This window comes from Endozoicomonas sp. 8E, from assembly GCF_032883915.1.
Taxonomy (GTDB): Bacteria; Pseudomonadota; Gammaproteobacteria; order Pseudomonadales; family Endozoicomonadaceae; genus Endozoicomonas_A.
On sequence record NZ_CP120717.1, the window covers coordinates 3,103,514 to 3,122,150 of the forward strand.

Below are 18,637 nucleotides of genomic sequence, written 5' to 3' on the forward strand. Positions count from 1 at the left end.
GTCGGACTTAAGACTGTCCTACACGGCAACTGCTCCTGCGTTGCTCTAGCTCCTGCATCCATGCAGTCGTGCGGTTGCAATAAATTGGTCTAAAAATCCCTGTTTCTTCGTCAAATAGCTCGCTATTCTCCTCAGAAACAGAGATTTTTATCCTCAATTTCTTGCAATCCTCGCTACGGACGCTTAAGTCCGACAGGCTGCTAGCTGAATTAATATTCCCGTATTAAATATCTTGCCTTCTCAGGTTAGAGGTGCCTGTCACAGAAGTGCAATCACGAGTCAAATGTTCAGGATGGTATTTTTTGTCCTCTCTTGCAGTAGAATGTTTGAGAGTCGGTCAGTTCTGTCGGATACTGGCTGTATTGTATCGCTATTCTGCAGTGATCGTTTCAGTGCGACGAAGTGCAGATGAATTGTACAATGGAGCTTTTTGCCGAATCGGCATTATGAGCATCAACAAAAACTAGAGATTACCATGTCTGATCAAGTTAGTATTGTCATCGTTTCAGCTTCACGTTCTCCCATGGGAGGCTTCCAGGGGAGTCTTTCAGAAGTCTCAGCGCCTGAACTGGGCGCTGTTGCTATCCGTTCTGCCCTTGAGAAAAGTGGCCTTGCTCCCTCCGATATCTCTGAAGTTCTGATGGGCTGTGTGTTGCCTGCAGGCTGTCGGCAGTCTCCTGCCAGACAGGCTGCCAGGGGAGCGGGTCTACCGGACTCTACTTGCACGACAACCGTCAATAAAGTGTGTGGCTCAGGGATGAAAACCGTCATGATGGGGGCAGCTCAGCTAAAATTGGGCGAGGCTGATGCAGTGGTTGCGGGCGGTATGGAGAGTATGACCAATGCGCCCTACTTTCTGGAAAAAGCTCGCTCAGGTATGAGATTAGGGCATGGTGAGATTAAAGATCACATGTTCACTGACGGGCTGGAAGATGCCTATGAAGGCCAGGCCATGGGCGTTTTCGCCGAGCAAACCGCCAAACGTTTTGAAGTATCCAGAGAATCGATGGATGACTATGCTCTGGAATCTTTGAGAAGAGCCCTGGCTGCCATTGAGGAAGGGGCATTCGAAGATGAAATTGCTCCGGTGGAAACACGTCGTAATGGTGAAATTTCGGTGGATGAACAGCCCGGCAAGGCCCGTCCTGAAAAGATCCGGAAGCTGAGACCTGCGTTCGAGAAGGAAGGGTCTGTCACAGCAGCAAACTCCAGCTCTATTTCCGATGGTGCAGCAGCTCTTGTTTTGATGCGTGAGGAAGATGCTTTGGCCAAGGGTTTGACTCCTATTGCACGCATCAAAGGTTATCAGAGCCATGCCCAGTTACCGGCAGAGTTTACTATTGCTCCCATTGCTGCCATCAGTAAATTGCTGGAAAAGGTGGATTGGCAGGTAGAAGATGTAGACTTGTTTGAAATCAATGAAGCTTTTGCGGTTGTGACCATGGCGTGCATGCAAGAGCTGGGTCTGGATCACAGCAAGGTCAACGTCTTTGGCGGCGCCTGTGCACTGGGCCACCCACTGGGAGCCAGTGGCGCCCGGATTATTGTGACGCTGCTTAATGCCCTGAAAAAGAAGGGTGGCAGCAAAGGTGTTGCATCCCTCTGTATTGGTGGTGGTGAAGCCACTGCTATCGCACTTGAGCTTATTTAATGAGTCTTGAGCTCAGGATTTTTGACGACTTGGTCGTTTATTAATCGCCACAAGCAAAAGGAGTCTGTAATGATTTTCTGAAGTCCGGCAGGCTCCGGAGGTTTACAAACAATAAGAGGCCGTTAATGAACTTTACCCTGACAGAAGATCAAATCGCTTTTCGTGATCTTGCCACCCAGTTTTCCCGGCAAGAGCTGTTGCCCCATGCGGCTGACTGGGATAGAGAGAGTACTTTTCCGATTGAAACCCTGAGAAGAGCTGGCGAACTGGGATTTTTATCCCTGTATGCACCTGAATCAATGGGGGGGATGGGCTTATCACGGCTGGACTCGAGCTTGGTTTTCGAACAGCTTGCCATGGGATGTACCTCAACTACAGCTTATATGACCATCCATAACATGGTGGTCTGGATGGTAGGACTGGCTGCCAGCGATGAAGTACTGTCCGAGTGGAGTGAGGCTCTGGTGACAGGTGAAAAACTGGCTTCTTATTGCCTGACAGAACCGGGTTCCGGGAGTGATGCTGCTTCTCTGAAAACCCGTGCCGTCAAGGAAGGAGATGAGTATGTCCTTTCCGGTTCGAAAATGTTTATTTCAGGTGCAGGCAGCACCGATCTCCTGTTGGTCATGGCCCGTACGGGACAAGAGGGACCAAAGGGTATCTCTGCTTTTGTGGTTCCCGCCGACAGTGATGGTATTACCTATGGTCGTAACGAAAAGAAAATGGGTTGGAAAAGTCAGCCAACCCGGCTGGTAAGTTTTGACAATGTCAGGATTCCCGGCAGCTCTCTTCTGGGTACGGAGGGAGAAGGCTTCACTCTTGCTATGAAAGGTCTGGATGGTGGTCGAATTAACATAGCCACCTGCTCTGTCGGTACTGCTCAGCAGGCGCTGAATACTGCCAGAGAATACCTCAGGGAGCGTAAGCAATTTGGAAAAGCTCTGGCCGAGTTCCAGGCTTTGCAGTTCCGGCTGGCTGATATGGCCACAGAGTTGACGGCAGCCAGGCAGATGGTCAGGCTGGCAGCCTTCAAGCTGGATCAAAAAGACCCTGAAGCCACTGCTTATTGTGCCATGGCTAAACGTTTTGCCACGGATGTTGGTTTTAAAATCTGTGATGAGGCGCTGCAACTGCATGGGGGTTATGGTTACATCAATGAGTATCCTCTTGAGCGGCATGTCAGAGACACCCGGGTGCACCAGATTCTGGAAGGGACCAATGAGATTATGAGACTGATCATTGCCCGAAGAATTCTGGCTGATGAATACGCAGGACTGGAATGAACTATGTCTGATCTTTTAAAGCTTTCTCTGGAAGGCCATATCGCCACCATCCAACTGAATAACCCGCCGGCCAACACTTGGACACTGGAAAGTCTGAATCTCCTTCAAGAGATGGTTGATGAATTGAATGAAAATCCGGGGGTGATCGCCCTGATTATTTTCTCTGAAGAAGATAGATTTTTTAGTGCCGGAGCAGATCTTAAGCTGTTTGCCGATGTTTCGCCTGAGCAGGCCCGGCCCATGGCAGAAGCATTTGGCAGGGCTTTTGAAACACTGACAGAGTTTAAGGGTATCTCTATTGCAGCAATCAATGGGTTTGCCCTGGGTGGTGGGCTTGAAGTGGCGCTGGCCTGTGATCTGAGGGTGGCTGAAAGACAGGCCTTGTTGGGTCTGCCAGAAGCATCAGTGGGTCTGCTGCCCTGTGCAGGTGGTACTCAGAATTTAATGTGGTTGGTGGGCGAAGCCTGGACCAAGCGGATGATATTGCTGGGTGAGAAAGTGGATGCTGAGAAAGCCTGTCAGATTGGTCTGGTGGAAGAAGTCGTAGAGCAGGGGCAGGCTTGTTCAATGGCCCGGGAGCTTGCTGAAAAAGTGAGTCAGCAAAGCCCTGATTCTGTTATGGCCAGTAAAAAGCTGATTCAAATGAATCGGCTTTCGTCAAGGAATAGGTACGCTGTCGAGCGAGATCTGTTCCTGAAGTTGTTTAAAGGTCAGAATCAAAATGAAGGTGTTAAGGCTTTTCTGGAAAAGCGCTCACCTGAATGGCGCTACGAGTAGGTAAAAGTTAAACCCGGCTTAGCCGGGTTGTTATTTGAGTATCAGTCGTTGCGAAACAGTGTTTGTATCAGGTGGAAGCCGAATTGGGTTTTGACCGGACCATGGATCTTAAGAACTTCTTTTCGGAACACCACCTGGTCAAAGGCTTTTACCATCTGTCCCTGACGAAACTCGCCAAGGTCTCCTCCCTTCTTGCCAGAGGGGCACTGGGAGTGCTTTTTGGCCAGCTGGTCAAAGTCAGCTCCCTTGTCCAGCTGTCTTTTGAGCCTTTCTGCTTCTTCCCGCGTTCTAACCAGAATGTGTCTTGCACAGGCACTCGCCATAAGATTACTCCTGAGTGGTTGAACTTTGGTTAGTGGCCGTTTTGCAAGTGTCACTTTGAGCGGGTTGTCCGGTCACCACCAGTTTGAGTTGCCCCACAAAGACTCGTTCATTCTTTTTCTGGCGAGTCAGTTGTCTTTGATACAGAAGAATTTCGGCGTTGACAGCTTCTTTCAGTTTGACTTTGCCAGCAGGTTTGCCATTCAGGTCGACGCGGTTTCTGCCTTCCTTGATCGATGATAGGTAGCGGTCCTGCTGAGTAAAGAGTTTCAGGGCTTTTTTGATGGTACTGACCGGAAATTCACCGGTCTGTTTCATTTCATTATGGATGCCGACTTTAAGGGGGCGCGGTGAAGCCACTCGAAAGGCTTCAGGCCAGCGTTCCCTGATCAGGCGGAGTGCTTCAGAACTGGATATTTCATCTCTATCGTTAGCTGAAGGCTGTTCATCAGAAGAAGAAAGGTTACTGCATTGAGTATCTGCCTTTGAAATAGTCAGATCTTCTCTTTCTGCATTGTGCATATTGTGCTCATGACTGATTACTTGAGATGTTTGTTCTGTACAATTGTACTGCATTGTGGGCTTCTATTGGTATATTTTGAATCTGAACTTTTGTCTCGTTTATTAATGAATATCAAGGGCTTTGGATTTCAATACCCCAAAGCTGATCATTTCAAGAGCCTTTTCGTGTGTCGATCTCAAATAGACTGGAGGGGCGACGCCGGCTTCATAGGCTTGTATCCACCTCTGTGCACACAGACACCATTGATCACCCTCTTTGAGACCGGGAAAGTGGTAAGCCTGATTGGGAGTAATCAGGTCGTTACCCTGTTCGAGGGAAAATTCCAGGAAATCCCTGGTGACTCTGGCGCAGACAACGTGCTGTCCAATATCATTCCTGTCAGTATGGCAATATCCATCCCGGTAGATTCCGGTGATAGGATCAAGGCAGCAGGGTTGAAGGGGTTCCCCGAGAACATTTTTTTGATCAGAAGCCGATGCGCTCATGCCATTTTCCATAGACAGTCCTGAGGAGAGAGTTAACAGCAGGTTGCTTCGGCAGTCAATGAAGAATTTTCAGTAAGATCCTGACAGTAAAGAGGGGAGTGTCAGGACCTTGATTTTTATTGTTATTTGCAGACATAGTCGTTTAGCTTTGTCTAAGACATTACTGCTTGTATCAAGGTCTGATAGATGTGTGGTTTTTTGCCTGTTTGAGCGTCATTTGCAGTGCCTGTTCTCTGGGCAGGACTTTGTAAATACTTCTCAGATATTCGGCTTCAAGCTCTAAAGAGTCTTCAGCGTTTATAGAACCTTCTGTCTTTACAGTTTCTTCTAATCTGAGGTTGTTGAATTCTTGATGTTTTTCTTTCAGTTGCACATTGGCTCTGAGGTATTTCAGATAAGCTTCCATGTGACTTTGTTCAGGTTTGCTCATTCTTGTTCCAAATCGCCTTGGTCGAAAAATGCGTGTTTAGCTAAAAAGTGATCTGTTTGAGCTAAACGTATTTTCAACATTAAAAATAATGAATCCTATTCAACTGTTGTCCTGACATCCTTTCTTCGGACGGGCTGCCCGTTGTGAGAGTGTGATATGCACAGCGCGTGCCAATGATAGAGGGGTGGGTATTAATACCTATTCTGGTGCGTTTTTTCTTTGTATGGGGTGAGTGCGTAAGTGGCTTTTTTGGGTTGTTCTTCACAGTGCTACGTTACGATTGGGATCGCGGGTTACACATTGTTCCAGGGTGAATCCCGTCGGCGAGTGCTTTTTCTCATTGGTTTGACAGATTTTTGTCACTACGAATCTTACGGGCAACCACCCATTAATGAAATCTGCTCTTTGTCGGCCAGCCAGACCTCCTGTTTGCCTGATCGTTTGTAGCGCTCTTTAGTCCTTATATAGCCAATAGTTTTGTTTCCCTTGGACATTGTCCCCAGAGCGCAGCTGAAGACGAGGATATTATGCATAGATGGGTTGTCATGCTGATTGGATTCACGCTTCACGCCAAGGCTGATAATACTGCCTATATCAACTGGATCGCCGGTTTACCTGACCAGGGGATTCCTGTGGAGGACCTGGACTGGCAGCGCCTCGTTGCCAGTCCCTCTCCGGCAGTGCTTCAACAAATGGTTCGTCGGTACGCTCTTTATGTTGATAGAGGGCGTCTTGATAAAAGATTGTTTCAGCCAGGCTGGCAGATAGATGATCAACCACGTAAAGAAAAAGATCAATCACAACGCTATTCAATTGATGACCTTAAGAGTCTTGAGCCTGATCTGCCTCAATATCGTGCTTTGATCAACAGTCTGAAAAAACTCAAGAACTGGAGCCTGATGGCTGCTCAGGAATTTCCGGATGATCTTATTTTCTTTAAAGATGACCAACACCCTGCTGTTGCCCGCCTGAATGAGTGGTTGATGGATCTCGATCTTGCAGAGCATTTGGAAGGAAGTGTTTATACTCAAGCGCATAAGGATGTCCTGACGCAAGTGCAGCTTCAGTTTGATCTGATGCCGGACGGCAGGTTGGGGATCATGACGCGTCAGGCATTGTTAGCCATAACTCACGAAAGAATCAGAACGCTTAAGGCTAATCTTGAGCGCCTTCGCTGGTTGCCATCGACACTGCCATACCCACACATTCGTGTGGATATTGCGGGTTTCAATGTTGCCTGGGTCAAGAATAAAACCCATCATAAGATTCATAAGGCGATCGTTGGAATGCGTCATAAACAGACACCCGTTTTCAATGATCAGGTCGAAAGTGTGACATTCAATCCCGTCTGGAAAGTTCCTCATTCTATAGCCGCCCATTCGATGTTAAGGGCTGAAAGGAAAGAACCGGGATTTTTAAAGCGTGAAGGTTTCGTCGTTTATGAAAGCTGGGAGGACCGGGCACCCGCTGTTGCAATCGATAAAGTCAACTGGCGATCCATGACGCCCGGAATATTTCGTTACCGGCTTGAGCAGCAACCCGGTGAGAAAAACCGATTAGGGCGCTTTAAGCTGGACCTGCCGAATCAGTTCGGTGTCTATCTCCACGATACGGATAAGCCTGAGTTGTTTGAAGAGGAAAGGAGGATGTTTAGTTCAGGCTGTACCCGGGTTGAAGGGATTGCCGATTTGATTCAAACCATCTTTCATCAGCAATCTATGGCATGGGTGCACAAAACCGCCCCTGAAGAGCTGACTTACAAAAGAATGCTTTTCCAGCCTGTGCCTATCTATTTTGTTTACTTTACAGCCTGGCCCGATGAATCGGGCAGAGTCCGGTTCAGAGAAGATATCTATCGGCAGGACGCTGCCATGACCAGCTGGTTCTGAACATCAGGCAGAGAGACATTATAAGTAGTTGACGGAGCAGGGTGTTTTGTGGAAAATGCGCTGCATCCAGACGAGATGTCTGTTTTTTGGTGGGCCCTGTCGGTCCCCTCGCAATGATCAGCTGTGAACCCCGCCAGGCCCGGAAGGGAGCAACGGTAGCAGTGACATCATGTGCCGGGGTGTGGCTGGCGGGGTTTGCCTCCATCTGTATTGCCCTGTCCTTTAAATATCCTTATCAGACCCCTGTGAATCGTGCATTCTTTCGTTTTCTTGGTTAGCATAGAGTCCTCAGTTTCAGTTACCGGTATTTAAGCTTTTCAATGAGCTATCAGGTTCTTGCACGCAAATGGCGACCCCGTTCTTTTAAAGAGCTGGTGGGCCAGACTCACGTATTACAGGCTCTGGTCAATGCGTTGGACCAGGATCGGCTGCATCATGCTTATCTGTTCACGGGCACACGAGGAGTGGGCAAGACAACCATTGCCAGAATTCTTGCCAAGTGCCTTAACTGTGAAACAGGGGTCAGCTCCACTCCCTGTGGGCAGTGCTCTGCCTGCTGCGAAATTGATGAAGGTCGTTTTGTTGATCTTATTGAAGTGGATGCTGCTTCCAGAACCAAGGTGGAAGATACCCGTGAGCTGCTTGATAATGTTCAGTATGCTCCTACCAGAGGGCGTTATAAGGTTTATCTGATTGACGAAGTGCACATGCTCTCGGTGCACAGTTTTAATGCGTTGCTAAAAACCCTGGAAGAACCACCTCCCCATGTAAAGTTCCTGTTGGCTACCACTGATCCTCAGAAGCTACCGGTCACCATTCTGTCGCGATGTTTGCAGTTTGGGCTGAAAAATATGACACCGGAAAGGATTGTCGGTCATCTGGAAAATATTCTCGGCCAGGAAGCTATCCCTTTTGAAGGTCCGGCCCTCTGGCAGCTGGCCAGAGCAGCCGATGGCAGTATGAGGGACTCTTTGAGCCTGACCGATCAGGCCATCGCATTCGGTAATGGTCAGGTAACCGAGCAGGAAGTCAGTGCCATGCTCGGTACTATTGATCAGGGTCAGGTCATGAAGATGGTCCGGGCTCTTTCGTCGGGTGGGGCTCCTGAGGTGCTGGCCGCTGTTGCTAACCTGGCCGAACATGCACCGGACTACAGGGCAGTATTGGATGATATGCTTTCCATGCTGCATCGGATTGCCATTGCCCAGGCAGTGCCTGAGGCAGTTGACAATAGTCAGGGTGATCGTGAGCAGGTTTTGGAACTGGCGGGTAATATGCTGGCTGAAAGTGTTCAGCTCTATTATCAGGTTGGTCTGATCGGGAAAAGAGATCTTCCGCTGGCGCCGGATCCACGGGGCGGCTTCGAAATGGCTCTATTGAGAATGCTGGCATTCAGGCCTGAGCCTGTTGCCATTCAGGTGCCACAAAGTGCCCGGCGTGAAGTGGAGGCCCAGTCAGCAGAGGCTTCAGAACCTGTTGTATCATCTCCTGATCCGGAACCTGAGCCTGCTGGTGTAATGCAGCCCGAGAGTCAGCAGCAACGGGCTACTGAAGCATACGAGCCAAAAAATCCTCTGTCATCACCTATGGCTGAAGAGCACCACCCTCATACCATTGCAGCTGACCAGCCCGCTACTGCCATTGCAGAAACCCCCTTACCGGAAGACTTTTCTCCTTCAACGGTATCCAATCTGGAGCCGGCTCAGGTACACGAATCCGATCAAAGTGTTGTTGAAGAGGTTTCGTCACTGCTTGAAGTCAGTCAGAAAGAGGAGGTGGAGGAAGATGTTCCGCCACCAATATCCACTTATGAAGCTTATGCGTCTGAGCAGGCATCACGAGGTATGGTCGATCAGCCAGAGCCTGAGTCAACACAAGTGAAAGAAGAACCTGTTCAGAGTACTGTTCCTGAAGAAAGCATTTCTTTTGCTGACTTGAATGTTGAATCCTGGGTGCCTGTTTTCAGAAGTCTTCCTCTGGGTGGTGTGACCCGAACGATTGCCTCTCACTGTGAGTATGTCAGTCATTCAGCAGGTAGAGTCGATCTGCGACTGGATAGTGGCAGAAGTACTTTGTACAACGACACCCATCGGCAAAGGCTTGAGAAGGCGCTGAGCGACTATTTTGATCAGCCGCTCAGGGTTCAGGTAGAGATTGGTCAGGTTCAGGCAGAAACTCCTGCCGCCTGGCGAGAGCGCAAAATGGCTGAACGAATGGCTGATGCTCGCTCCAGTATTTTTAATGATCAGCATGTGCAAGGTCTGATTAATGAATTTTCAGCTGTCGTCATCGAAGACAGTATTCAGCCAGTTGGCAATGTCGTTAAGTGATGAATAGCCGGGTATTTCAATCATCCGGCGGTCATATTTGTCTTTAGTTCGTCGCTTTCAATAAGCCAAAAGATAACGTAAAGGAGTTTTTATGTTTAAGGGCGGTATGGGTAACCTGATGAAACAGGCCCAGAAAATGCAGGAAGATATGCAGCGTATCCAGGAAGAGCTGGCGAACGCTGAAGTGACTGGTGAATCTGGTGCCGGTCTGGTGAAAGTGATTATGAACGGTCGTCACGATGTCAAGGATGTCCAAATCGATCCAAGCCTGATGCAAGAAGACAAGGAAATGCTGGAAGATTTGCTGGCGGCAGCAGTGAATGATGCGGTGCGTAAAGTGGAAGAAAACAGCAAGGATAAAATGAGTGGTCTGACCGCTGGTATGGGGCTGCCTCCTGGCTTCAAGATGCCTTTTTAAGCGTCATTTTCTTGCAGCAGGCTATTCGTCCAAAACACTTTTGGACAGTCATTGGCTACAGGATTTACTCAAGCTGAGTGGGTCCTGACCGGAATTTGAGTGCGTTTATGTTCAGTCCTCTGATCAAGGAATTGATGAAATCCCTGCGTTGTTTGCCCGGGGTGGGGCCCAGGTCATCCCAGAGAATGGCGTTGCATCTATTGGAAAAAGACCGGGAGGGCGCGCTTCGGCTGGCTAAAGCTCTCACCGAGGCAGCAGAAGGGGTAGGGCGCTGCAAGTCTTGCAGAACATTATGCGAGAGTGAATTGTGTGATATTTGCAGTAATCCGGGACGTGAGAAATCAACACTTTGTGTGGTAGAAAACCCTTCTGATGTGATGGCTCTGGAACAGGCTGGTGGCTATTCTGGACGCTATTTTGTTCTTATGGGGCATCTTTCACCGATCGATGGGGTTGGTCCTGACGAAATCGGTGTGACCGACTTGCTGGAGCGAGTGTCCGATTTTCAGGTTAAAGAAGTGATTCTGGCAACTAACCCTACGGTTGAGGGTGAAGCCACGGCTCACTTTATTGCAGAAGAGCTCAAAAATATGGGCGTAGAAGCCAGCCGGATAGCACATGGTGTGCCGTTGGGTGGTGAGCTGGAGTACGTTGATGGTGGCACTCTGGCCCATGCATTGGCAGGCCGACGAAAGCTTGAGCTATAAAGCAGCGAGGCTTGGAGATGTTGTAGATTATTTAGGACAAAAGTACTGAATTCGATTTACAAGGCCTGTGGTTTTCGCTTCACCTGTTCGTATTCGGGTGTATCGATCCGTAGTCATCCAGTTAATGGTTTTCTGTGTGCCTGTCAAAGAATCCGGGAAGTAGGTGTTGATATAGAGGGTGAAGCCGCCATTATCTGTACCAAAAGCGGTTTGCCAGCCTGTGTCACTATCGAGCTGAACTCGATAAAAACAATTTCTGCTGAAGCTGCTGGCCTGAAGCTTTCCGTCTCTGGCTTCATGAATCACTTTTTTAGTTGAATCCGGATCGGGAAACTCTTTCCATTCAATATTCTGACACTGGCTCAGTATTGTATGGGTCAGCACTTTACTGGCTTGCCCATCCGCTTTCTGAACAAGGGTAGTATTTTTTCTGTCCGACTGAATATGGGCTCTGAGTACGGTTTTCAGGCCGCCGAAGTCTCCGGGTATCAGTTCAAGCCGAGTTTTGTAGTAACAGGTGGGCAGGTAATTGTAAAAGGCCTGTTCCTCATTGATCCAATGGAAACAGTCAGGATTAAAGCTGGTGTTGCTGCTGAGGTCTAATTTCTCTGGAACAGAAGGGCACCATCTGCGAATGGATTCAAAGCCAAGAGGTTTTTCACTGGTGCCGTTAATGCTTTCAACGATCAGAGTGTTTTTCTGTGCGGCAGAAATTTTGAGTATATAAGCCTCGGCATTTTCCAGGCTGCCGTAGGGGGTAAACAAGAGAGCATCTTTATTGACAGCGGCTGCGAAGAACCAGGCTTGATCGAACTCTACCTGGTAGTGGCAATGAGGGTTGAAATCGTCCGGGGTGCCTGTTGCTACATCCACCCAGGGGGATTCGAGAGGCATCCAGGCAGCAAAAAATCCAAGAATTGTCGATAAGCCAGCAGCCATTGGAATACACCATAACACTATGATGTAACCATTCTAGTTATTGTTTTAGAAGGCTGCCGACTAAGTGATTACCAGTTGTAGCCAAATGTCACCGAATGAAAATCAATGGATTCATTCATGCTGTGCAGCCCGGCATTGGAGTAATGAAACCAGCCATAGCTGAGTTCAAATTGCTGATGAGCTCCAAATTCAACACCTGCCATAAGTCGGATCTCGAATTGGGAGTGACCGCCCATATTGATAGGCGATCTCTTCTCTTTCTCCAGATCTTGTTCAGAGAGGTAGGCGGCACCCACCCCAAGATCTATAAACGGACGCACGCTGGCGTTGGGAAGAAATCCCATTCTTAATACTGGCGAAAAACTAATAGTGGTTACTTTGTCTTTGCCGTCTGGACTGGGATTGTCACTGGCCGAGAGATGACTTTTCCATGAGCTGGCAGCCAATTCAAAATAGCTGCTGAGCACAATGCTATCAGACTGATAAAAGTCCTTTTTCCAGTCCCAGGTGATACCCAGGCGCAGATTGGTGTAATCTGCTGAACGACCTGAAACAAGGTCAAGGTAATGGCCATAGCTAACATTGATACCATCTGGAACAAAGTCCTCTGCGTGAACGCTCTGTGTCTGGGTCAGCAGCGACGCTGACAGGCACAGGCTGGCAATAGCACTCTTCATATACTTCCCCTTGATATTATTCTCTTAGTGGTTTCCACGCATTAGCTATCGGCCGATAAAAATGAAACTTTATGAGAAATTTGCAGATAGCTTATTGCCGGGGGGATTTGATTGGAGAAGAGGGCTAAAATCCTTTGCGCATTGGTCACGCAGACTTATTTGTAATAAAGAGTAGTTATTCCACAACTGTTCTCAACTTGCTTGGTATTTCAAGTGACTAAGGGGGATCTCCCACCGATATTAGGTAGAGGAGGGTGTTGAGCAGAGGTGTATACAAAGAGAGGGAGAGCCATTAAATCAATATGGCTCGGGTGGTCAGTGCTGCTCTACGCAGCACTGCTATAAGAGGAGGGCAGGGGGTCGGCTTGTCCAGAGATCAGGACGGGTGCTTGCTCTGATGGTCTGAATGTTGAAGTGGGTTTCAGAAATTCTTCGTAAAAGCTCAGACTGTTATTACAGGTAAGTCGGTAGTATTTGAAAAAACTGCCATTGATCTGGGTTTTCTGAAACAGGTAGGAATGCAGTTGTTTGAATAAATGACGGTCAACAGGCTCAGGACTTTTCCAGAATGACTCCAGAGATCCCTGATGGGTAATGCCCTTGATATCATAAAAAGCTCGTCCCATGACCTTGGTAGGCAGGTGGTGCAGAAGGGCGGAGATCCCAACGGTACTGTTAACGGTCACTACGCCACAGCTGTGATGATATAAATCGGGTAATGGGATGTCGTGGCAGTACAGCACTCTGTCCTGAATGCCCAGATTGGTTGCCAGGTCTTCAATAAACTGACCGTATTCTGTGTAGCCCCTGTCCATCGGGTGGTGTTTGAAGCACAACACCTTGTCTAAATCTGCATGCTTCCAGAAGGAGACTATGACTTCCTGAATAAAAGCTTTCACTGACTCATAAGGAGAGTGAAAAATCATCTGGGAGTCGTCGTGAACTTGCAACGGAACCAGATAAAATCTCTGATCAAACTCATTATCCAGACGAAATTGCGTTTGCTTGTCATAACTTTTAAACAGCAGTTTTCTGGCAAACCCTCTCAACCAGTAAAAGCCTTCTTTGACCGGATTAGTAGCCCTGTGATGCCTGTACTCAGAAAATTCATCCCTTGAGAAAGAACTGGCCCAATAATAAAAGGCAGCGTAGCGGGTTCTTCGTTTCATCGTGCCGCCGATTGTCTGGCTGGATTTAGCTGAGCACGGCGTTATTCTCTCCAGGCTTTCACGGCTGAGATCCATCTGGCTCAGTGAGTTAACGCCTCCGGACTCCAGTGTAATGGTGTCAGGTCTTAAGTAACCTTCTTCGAAGACACAAAATTGAACACCAAGGGCATCACAGACCGGCTTTGCAGTTCTGTGATAATAACGGCAGTCACCCAAGAGAAAAACGGCTTCGATACTATGTTCGGTGAGGTACTGTTCAAGAAAAGCGGCCCAGTTAGCTGGTTTTCCCTTATAGTGGGTCTGAACATTAGCCCATGAAAAAAGCCGGTCACCGCCATTAAAGTTGATTTTGTGGGTGGTGTAACCCGCTCTGGAAAAGGTTCGTGCCAGTCGCTTGAAAAATGGTCCCAGTGGACCCTGCAGAAAAAGTACGGCAGATTCAGTCATAGTCTAAACCAGATCCTTGTATATGACCTGGGTCGTTTTTTGGCAGTGGTGTGTTTTACAAATCCTAACATAAGCCAGTCTAAAAATATAACTGAAAGTAATCAAACTGTTGTCACAAGTAAGCGGGTTTAGAGATCTAAAGCTATTGCCTTAAATAATACTGTATTCTTCTTTGGGAAGGCTATACGTATAGTACGTTGTAATGATTAAACTCAACTTAACAGTTGATCCTAAAGTGCTTAAACAATTTACGTTCATGCAGCCAGCCAACAGAGTCTTTCCAAGCGTGTAGAAAATTTTCTGAGATCACTGCCAGAGTCTTGAGAGCGCGAAGAGATAAACTTATTGGGAGTGGTTGCAGTGCTGTCAGGAGTGATATGTAAGAAAGATTATTCTGAACTTGATCATACGTGCAGTGTCAGGTATCGAGCAAAATGACACTCTGACACATTACGGGAAAATCCACGTCCTTTCGACGTGGTCATGAGTACTTGTCACTGAAAATTCTTCATTGCTTCTTCAGCAAACAGCTTGATCTCCTGCACATGCTTATCGATAACAGCTTTGAGAATATCAATATTCAGTTTCTGGTACTCATGAACGGCAATATTCCTGAATCCGATCACTCTCATCATACTATCTGCCAGCTCGACAGGCACATAACCATGGTCTGACAATAGAGAAAACGAGTCCCGACTTCCCTGAGGGATGCCCAGCTGATTCAGGCGAATTACCCGGTTTGCCAGGTCCAGTGCGGCCTGTGATGCCCGCTGGATATTTAAAATAATGGAATCCTGACGGGTAAAATTCGTCGTCAGTTCATCTTCGTACCCGACATACTCTTCTTCGATACGAGCAAGGCCCCGTTGAATAATACTGTATTTGTTCAGAATCACATCATCCATTTTTAACCCTGCTCAATAAGTCATTAATAATCTCGCGGCGGTCTTCCTGAAGTTGCTGATATTTTGAGAAAACATGGGTTTCGAACAGGTCACATGCCATTTCATCTATCCTGGCCAGCCAAACGCCATGCTGAAATACTTCTTTCTGGAGAACCGTAGTTGCGTCTTTCAAGTCAATCAGGTCAACATCTTTACCAAAGTGGCAAGCAAGCTCTTGTGCTTTATCCCACAAAAGTTGTTGGGAGGTTTTTCCGGATATAAAGACCGCCAAATCTATATCGCTTCCTGCTGTGGCGTGTCCAGTCGCCTGACTGCCATACAAAACGATTCCAAGCAAAGTTTCACCAAAAGCTGCTTTGAGTAAATCTACAATATGGGAAGCGTCTAAATTTTCTTGCATGCTGTTTCATTGAGTGATGTTTATATCATTATCATAACACCGCTCAAAGTATTGTGGACCCCAGAAACTGGACAGGCGGTTAAGTTGACTCTGGTTCCCATGTCTTCTTCAGGCCCTTTTGGTTCCTGTGTGGGAAACCGGACTTTATATTAAGGTGAAGAGGGGAAACTCCAGAAGGGACTGGCAGCATTTGATAGAGGTCACAGTTGCCTTAGATGGTTGATATTAATGGCCATTACTTCGTGATATGCAAAGTTGTTATAAGCTCTCAGATCATCCGTTAAAATTAAACACCCCAAACTCTTTGCTGCCAAAATGACGGATGTATCAGTGATCCCAATATGATTAAGGCCATCTGTACTAATTACTTCATCTTTATGAATATATTCTTCATTCACTAGGGAGCGTTCTTATCTAACCAGACGATCAATTTACTGACGTTGTCATGCTAACCAGATCATGATGGCTGCTATCTGAAGCATTCCCATATAATTGCGTGCCAAGCGTTCATAGCGAGTTGCAACTCGCCGAAAGTTCTTGAGCTTTTGGAATAGTCGCTCAATTAGATTTCGCTCCTTGTAGATTTCTTTGTCATATTTTCGCTGATCTATCCTATTTCGCTTTGGAGGAATCACTGCTTCAGCACCTGACTTCTTGACCTCGAGGAGGAATGCATTTGAGTCATATCCCTTGTCAGCAAGAACGAAGTCCGCTGAAAACCCCTCTATCAAGGCATTTGCCTGTCCGTACTCTGATGCTTGTCCAGCTGTGAGAATGAAGCGAACAGGATTACCAAGTGCATCCGTCGCAGCGTGGATCTTGGTTGTTAAACCTCCCCTTGATTTTCCAACTGCTTCGGCACTGTTATCCGTTTTTTTGGAGCACCGTGTTGATGAACACGGGTGATTGATCCGTCAACCATGAGGTATTCCATATCACAATCCTGACTCAGTTCTTCAAAGACTTGATTCCATATTCCTTTCAAGCTCCAGCGACTGAATCGGTTGTATATATTGTGCCAATCACCGAACTCTTCAGGCATGTCTCTCCAAGGTGCTCCGGTACGAGCAAGCCAGAGAATCGACTCAATGAATAACCTGTTGTCAGCTGTTGGTCCGGGGTCAGAGACTTTACCGGGAAGCATGTCTTTGATCCGATCCCATTGTTCATCTTTGAGTACTGTGCGAGTCATAGCAAACCTAAATGCCATACTCTAGATCACTTTTAGGTGTCTTTCCGGTCAGGTTACTGATGTTTTTATCTGTTCGGTCGGTTGGATAAGAACGCCCCCTAAATAGAGTGTTGGGAGAATTGAATCTAAAAAGACTTTGAATCTGTGTTCGGGTATTTTTTCCAGAAAATTCCAAGCTTCAGCTAAAACCTGAGGAGTAACGACAATTTTTGAAAACTGAGACACATAACCATCAAACCAATGGAAATCTTGTTCAGAATACATTGTTGTACGTTTGAATTTTGGTACATATGTAGGTTGATATTTACCAACTAGATATAGAACAAGTAAATTTGTATCTAAGAATGCACCACCATTTCTGTACTGTATCAATAAATCAGTGAGCATTTTGAAATACTAGACTTTACGAATTTTCATAGAGATCACTTCACTTGTGTTAGCATCGACTTTAAATATTTTATAGCTTGTTACTTTATTTTCTATGCTTCCAAGTGCGTAAGAATCAGACATGCCAAGAGTAATTAACCAAAAGCCATCTTCCAGTTCAACTTCCTCAATTGACAGTTTTACCCATCTCTGAAGACACATCTTCGAAATACTTTGCTGCTGCTTGAGCTGCTTCTTTTGGGCTGATAGCCATCACGTTTTCCCATGGCTTATTAATGTTGAGCCGAATAGCGAAGGATCTAGTTAAAAACCAGTATCATCTTTGAGTTGATCAGAGAACTCAATTATATAACCAAAAATGCCTGACTTTACAACTTTTATGTGCACAAATTGTTTGATAGCAGTTTTTTCAAAACTATGAGTGGCTGCTAATCCCAACGCAGGCTCATTGAAATTTTTGGTATGCCCACATGGGTATGAACTTATGAGGTGAAAGTCTTCTATGGTTAAACCAGCATCAGATTTGGAGCTAAATACGCAGAGGATCTCATACACCGGACAGTAGATTAAGCTAAGTTTTCTGGCTGTAACAGGGCCCTTCAGGAGGGAATCGAGAATACCAATCAGCTATCTCAGAGAATGCCACTGAATGTATAAAAAATATCTAACTAAACAGAGCCTCTTTTAAATAGCCCACCTTTCGTTGTTTTCTGCTTAACCATCGGTTGATAAAGTGGCCACATCTCAGATGTTGAGCAACGTTCTTGCTCGATAGAAGCAATAACCCTCTCTGGTGTCGTATATATTCGGGTTTGCCAGTTGATTTACATAGGGTAGCAACACAACTCATCACATTGCTCAATGCAGTCAAAAATATCACCGTCCGTCACAATATGGTTGATCCAACGGGTTATCCTCAGAATGTATTTTCACGCAGGGATAGAAATGATTTACAGCCTTCCTTGATACAGTCGAAGGTCACTGCTAATTTAGTATTACTTATTTTTGATAGTAATACGGTGTGTTTATGCCTAAATTAACCAGTAAAAGACAAGTAACAATACCTAAGGATATCTGTAACAAGCTTGGGCTTTTGCCCGGCGATACTCTGAAGGTGTTTGAGCGGGACGGAGTTGCTCATCTGGTAAAAATGTCTAGTGAAACACTGTCGGGTACACTAGCTTGTTCTAAAGTCACAGAGTCAGAATCTGCGGCAAACCATGATGATTTGGATTTTAAGGAAGTTTTGAAAGAAAAAGCTGCCAGAAAATTCAGAGGACAGGAATGATTGCTGTAGATACCAATGTGCTGCTTCGCTATCTACTACAGCCACTAGACAGTCAAAACCCGGCCTGGCAAACGCAAAAGGCTCTCCTTACGATCGATTCAGCAGAGGAGGTTTTTTTGTCAGACATAGTGTTGGCTGAAACCGAATGGGTGATGGAGGCTGTTTTTAACCTGACCAGAAACGATATCCATCAAGTGCTTTATGAGTTGGCATCCAATACACGTTTTTTGTTTGAAGACTGGGAGGCATTCCAATGCGCCTTGATGGATTATAAAACTTACCCAAAAGTGGATTTTTCCGACTGCCTGATTGCCAGAAGGGCTCATAACAAGAAGGCAGAGACGCTCTATACGTTTGAGAATAATCGTAAATTGGGCGCATTACCAATAGTGACTACTCTTACAGATCGTCATTAAGGC

21 protein-coding genes and 1 other RNA gene are annotated in these 18,637 nt (G+C 46.7%); 10 read left to right on the forward strand and 12 right to left on the reverse strand.

The features are described 5' to 3' along the window. The first annotated feature begins 475 nt into the window (after window positions 1–475). From P6910_RS09930 to P6910_RS09940, 3 genes are all read left to right on the forward strand, one after another. Complete coding sequence (locus P6910_RS09930; protein ID WP_317146107.1) at window positions 476–1,651, forward strand: thiolase family protein; 1,176 nt, start codon at window positions 476–478, stop codon at window positions 1,649–1,651. 125 nt (window positions 1,652–1,776) lie between these two features. Further along, window positions 1,777–2,934: an acyl-CoA dehydrogenase family protein gene (locus tag P6910_RS09935; protein WP_317146108.1), complete on the forward strand. Its 1,158-nt coding sequence runs from the start codon at window positions 1,777–1,779 to the stop codon at window positions 2,932–2,934. 3 nt (window positions 2,935–2,937) lie between these two features. Further along, a complete protein-coding gene (locus P6910_RS09940) occupies window positions 2,938–3,711 on the forward strand; it encodes an enoyl-CoA hydratase (RefSeq protein ID WP_317146109.1) in 774 nt (257 codons plus the stop codon). Window positions 3,712–3,752: 41 nt separating this feature from the next. Here P6910_RS09940 and P6910_RS09945 read toward each other — a convergent pair whose 3' ends face one another. The 4 genes from P6910_RS09945 to P6910_RS09960 all read right to left on the reverse strand — a co-directional run bounded on the left by P6910_RS09945 (window position 3,753) and on the right by P6910_RS09960 (window position 5,470). Then, the gene (locus P6910_RS09945) at window positions 3,753–4,034 is read right to left on the reverse strand and encodes a peptidylprolyl isomerase (RefSeq protein WP_317146110.1); all 282 of its coding nucleotides are present in this window, start codon (window positions 4,032–4,034) and stop codon (window positions 3,753–3,755) included. Window positions 4,035–4,038: 4 nt separating this feature from the next. Beyond that, the gene (locus P6910_RS09950; protein WP_317146111.1) at window positions 4,039–4,554 is read right to left on the reverse strand and encodes a ProQ/FinO family protein; all 516 of its coding nucleotides are present in this window, start codon (window positions 4,552–4,554) and stop codon (window positions 4,039–4,041) included. A 102-nt stretch (window positions 4,555–4,656) separates the two neighbouring features. Further along, window positions 4,657–5,040: a DUF2237 domain-containing protein gene (locus P6910_RS09955; RefSeq protein ID WP_317146112.1), complete on the reverse strand. Its 384-nt coding sequence runs from the start codon at window positions 5,038–5,040 to the stop codon at window positions 4,657–4,659. A gap of 172 nt (window positions 5,041–5,212) precedes the next feature. Continuing rightward, window positions 5,213–5,470 carry a hypothetical protein gene (locus P6910_RS09960; protein ID WP_317146113.1) on the reverse strand — a complete coding sequence of 86 codons (258 nt, stop codon included), beginning with the start codon at window positions 5,468–5,470 and terminating at the stop codon, window positions 5,213–5,215. Between the two features lie 527 nt (window positions 5,471–5,997). Between P6910_RS09960 and P6910_RS09965 the strand changes: the two genes are divergently transcribed. The 5 genes from P6910_RS09965 (at window position 5,998) to recR (ending at window position 10,814) form a co-directional block, all read left to right on the forward strand. Continuing rightward, entirely contained in the window at window positions 5,998–7,359 is a 1,362-nt protein-coding gene (locus P6910_RS09965) for a L,D-transpeptidase family protein (RefSeq protein ID WP_317146114.1), read from the forward strand. Window positions 7,360–7,456: 97 nt separating this feature from the next. Beyond that, an RNA gene (gene ffs / locus P6910_RS09970) (signal recognition particle sRNA small type) lies at window positions 7,457–7,553 on the forward strand. 126 nt (window positions 7,554–7,679) lie between these two features. Beyond that, entirely contained in the window at window positions 7,680–9,689 is a 2,010-nt protein-coding gene (dnaX, locus tag P6910_RS09975; RefSeq protein WP_317146115.1) for a DNA polymerase III subunit gamma/tau, read from the forward strand. A 91-nt stretch (window positions 9,690–9,780) separates the two neighbouring features. After that, window positions 9,781–10,107, forward strand: coding sequence for a YbaB/EbfC family nucleoid-associated protein (locus tag P6910_RS09980; protein WP_317146116.1), 327 nt, complete (start codon window positions 9,781–9,783; stop codon window positions 10,105–10,107). A gap of 107 nt (window positions 10,108–10,214) precedes the next feature. Further along, entirely contained in the window at window positions 10,215–10,814 is a 600-nt protein-coding gene (recR, locus tag P6910_RS09985) for a recombination mediator RecR (protein WP_317146117.1), read from the forward strand. 27 nt (window positions 10,815–10,841) lie between these two features. Here the strand turns inward: recR and P6910_RS09990 are convergent, their stop codons facing one another. The 8 genes from P6910_RS09990 to P6910_RS10025 all read right to left on the reverse strand — a co-directional run bounded on the left by P6910_RS09990 (window position 10,842) and on the right by P6910_RS10025 (window position 16,930). Next, the gene (locus P6910_RS09990) at window positions 10,842–11,753 is read right to left on the reverse strand and encodes a hypothetical protein (protein WP_317146118.1); all 912 of its coding nucleotides are present in this window, start codon (window positions 11,751–11,753) and stop codon (window positions 10,842–10,844) included. Window positions 11,754–11,821: 68 nt separating this feature from the next. Continuing rightward, window positions 11,822–12,430: an acyloxyacyl hydrolase gene (locus tag P6910_RS09995; protein WP_317146119.1), complete on the reverse strand. Its 609-nt coding sequence runs from the start codon at window positions 12,428–12,430 to the stop codon at window positions 11,822–11,824. A 326-nt stretch (window positions 12,431–12,756) separates the two neighbouring features. Continuing rightward, the gene (locus P6910_RS10000) at window positions 12,757–14,046 is read right to left on the reverse strand and encodes a capsular biosynthesis protein (RefSeq protein WP_317146120.1); all 1,290 of its coding nucleotides are present in this window, start codon (window positions 14,044–14,046) and stop codon (window positions 12,757–12,759) included. Window positions 14,047–14,540: 494 nt separating this feature from the next. Further along, the gene (gene hepT / locus P6910_RS10005; RefSeq protein ID WP_317146121.1) at window positions 14,541–14,951 is read right to left on the reverse strand and encodes a type VII toxin-antitoxin system HepT family RNase toxin; all 411 of its coding nucleotides are present in this window, start codon (window positions 14,949–14,951) and stop codon (window positions 14,541–14,543) included. After that, entirely contained in the window at window positions 14,944–15,351 is a 408-nt protein-coding gene (gene mntA / locus P6910_RS10010; protein WP_317146122.1) for a type VII toxin-antitoxin system MntA family adenylyltransferase antitoxin, read from the reverse strand. Before mntA ends, hepT begins: the two co-directional genes overlap by 8 nt. 200 nt (window positions 15,352–15,551) lie before the next feature. Beyond that, complete coding sequence (locus tag P6910_RS10015; protein ID WP_317146123.1) at window positions 15,552–15,749, reverse strand: hypothetical protein; 198 nt, start codon at window positions 15,747–15,749, stop codon at window positions 15,552–15,554. Between the two features lie 45 nt (window positions 15,750–15,794). Further along, window positions 15,795–16,543, reverse strand: a protein-coding gene (locus P6910_RS10020; protein ID WP_317144204.1) for an IS5 family transposase whose coding sequence is annotated in 2 segments (ribosomal slippage) — window positions 15,795–16,219 and window positions 16,219–16,543 — 750 coding nt in all. Because the reading frame shifts where the segments join, the coding sequence is not laid out codon by codon here. A 48-nt stretch (window positions 16,544–16,591) separates the two neighbouring features. Beyond that, complete coding sequence (locus P6910_RS10025) at window positions 16,592–16,930, reverse strand: hypothetical protein (protein WP_317146124.1); 339 nt, start codon at window positions 16,928–16,930, stop codon at window positions 16,592–16,594. A gap of 1,027 nt (window positions 16,931–17,957) precedes the next feature. Between P6910_RS10025 and P6910_RS10030 the strand changes: the two genes are divergently transcribed. Both P6910_RS10030 and P6910_RS10035 read left to right on the forward strand, forming a co-directional pair. Next, the gene (locus tag P6910_RS10030) at window positions 17,958–18,218 is read left to right on the forward strand and encodes an AbrB/MazE/SpoVT family DNA-binding domain-containing protein (RefSeq protein ID WP_317146125.1); all 261 of its coding nucleotides are present in this window, start codon (window positions 17,958–17,960) and stop codon (window positions 18,216–18,218) included. Beyond that, window positions 18,215–18,634: a type II toxin-antitoxin system VapC family toxin gene (locus tag P6910_RS10035; protein WP_317146126.1), complete on the forward strand. Its 420-nt coding sequence runs from the start codon at window positions 18,215–18,217 to the stop codon at window positions 18,632–18,634. The genes P6910_RS10030 and P6910_RS10035 overlap by 4 nt, the downstream gene beginning before the upstream one ends. The last annotated feature ends 3 nt before the right edge of the window (window positions 18,635–18,637 follow it).

Coding starts and splice junctions, on each gene's coding strand:
- P6910_RS09990 (WP_317146118.1), bottom strand. CDS start 11,753: ATGGCTGCTGGCTTATCGACAATTCTTGGATTTTTTGCTGCCTGGATG.
- mntA (WP_317146122.1), bottom strand. CDS start 15,351: ATGCAAGAAAATTTAGACGCTTCCCATATTGTAGATTTACTCAAAGCA.
- P6910_RS10000 (WP_317146120.1), bottom strand. CDS start 14,046: ATGACTGAATCTGCCGTACTTTTTCTGCAGGGTCCACTGGGACCATTT.
- P6910_RS10025 (WP_317146124.1), bottom strand. CDS start 16,930: ATGCTCACTGATTTATTGATACAGTACAGAAATGGTGGTGCATTCTTA.
- P6910_RS09940 (WP_317146109.1), top strand. CDS start 2,938: ATGTCTGATCTTTTAAAGCTTTCTCTGGAAGGCCATATCGCCACCATC.
- P6910_RS09960 (WP_317146113.1), bottom strand. CDS start 5,470: ATGAGCAAACCTGAACAAAGTCACATGGAAGCTTATCTGAAATACCTC.
- P6910_RS10035 (WP_317146126.1), top strand. CDS start 18,215: ATGATTGCTGTAGATACCAATGTGCTGCTTCGCTATCTACTACAGCCA.
- P6910_RS09965 (WP_317146114.1), top strand. CDS start 5,998: ATGCATAGATGGGTTGTCATGCTGATTGGATTCACGCTTCACGCCAAG.
- dnaX (WP_317146115.1), top strand. CDS start 7,680: ATGAGCTATCAGGTTCTTGCACGCAAATGGCGACCCCGTTCTTTTAAA.
- P6910_RS10030 (WP_317146125.1), top strand. CDS start 17,958: ATGCCTAAATTAACCAGTAAAAGACAAGTAACAATACCTAAGGATATC.
- P6910_RS09955 (WP_317146112.1), bottom strand. CDS start 5,040: ATGAGCGCATCGGCTTCTGATCAAAAAAATGTTCTCGGGGAACCCCTT.
- P6910_RS09950 (WP_317146111.1), bottom strand. CDS start 4,554: ATGCACAATGCAGAAAGAGAAGATCTGACTATTTCAAAGGCAGATACT.
- P6910_RS09980 (WP_317146116.1), top strand. CDS start 9,781: ATGTTTAAGGGCGGTATGGGTAACCTGATGAAACAGGCCCAGAAAATG.
- P6910_RS09930 (WP_317146107.1), top strand. CDS start 476: ATGTCTGATCAAGTTAGTATTGTCATCGTTTCAGCTTCACGTTCTCCC.
- P6910_RS09935 (WP_317146108.1), top strand. CDS start 1,777: ATGAACTTTACCCTGACAGAAGATCAAATCGCTTTTCGTGATCTTGCC.
- hepT (WP_317146121.1), bottom strand. CDS start 14,951: ATGGATGATGTGATTCTGAACAAATACAGTATTATTCAACGGGGCCTT.
- P6910_RS09995 (WP_317146119.1), bottom strand. CDS start 12,430: ATGAAGAGTGCTATTGCCAGCCTGTGCCTGTCAGCGTCGCTGCTGACC.
- P6910_RS09945 (WP_317146110.1), bottom strand. CDS start 4,034: ATGGCGAGTGCCTGTGCAAGACACATTCTGGTTAGAACGCGGGAAGAA.
- recR (WP_317146117.1), top strand. CDS start 10,215: ATGTTCAGTCCTCTGATCAAGGAATTGATGAAATCCCTGCGTTGTTTG.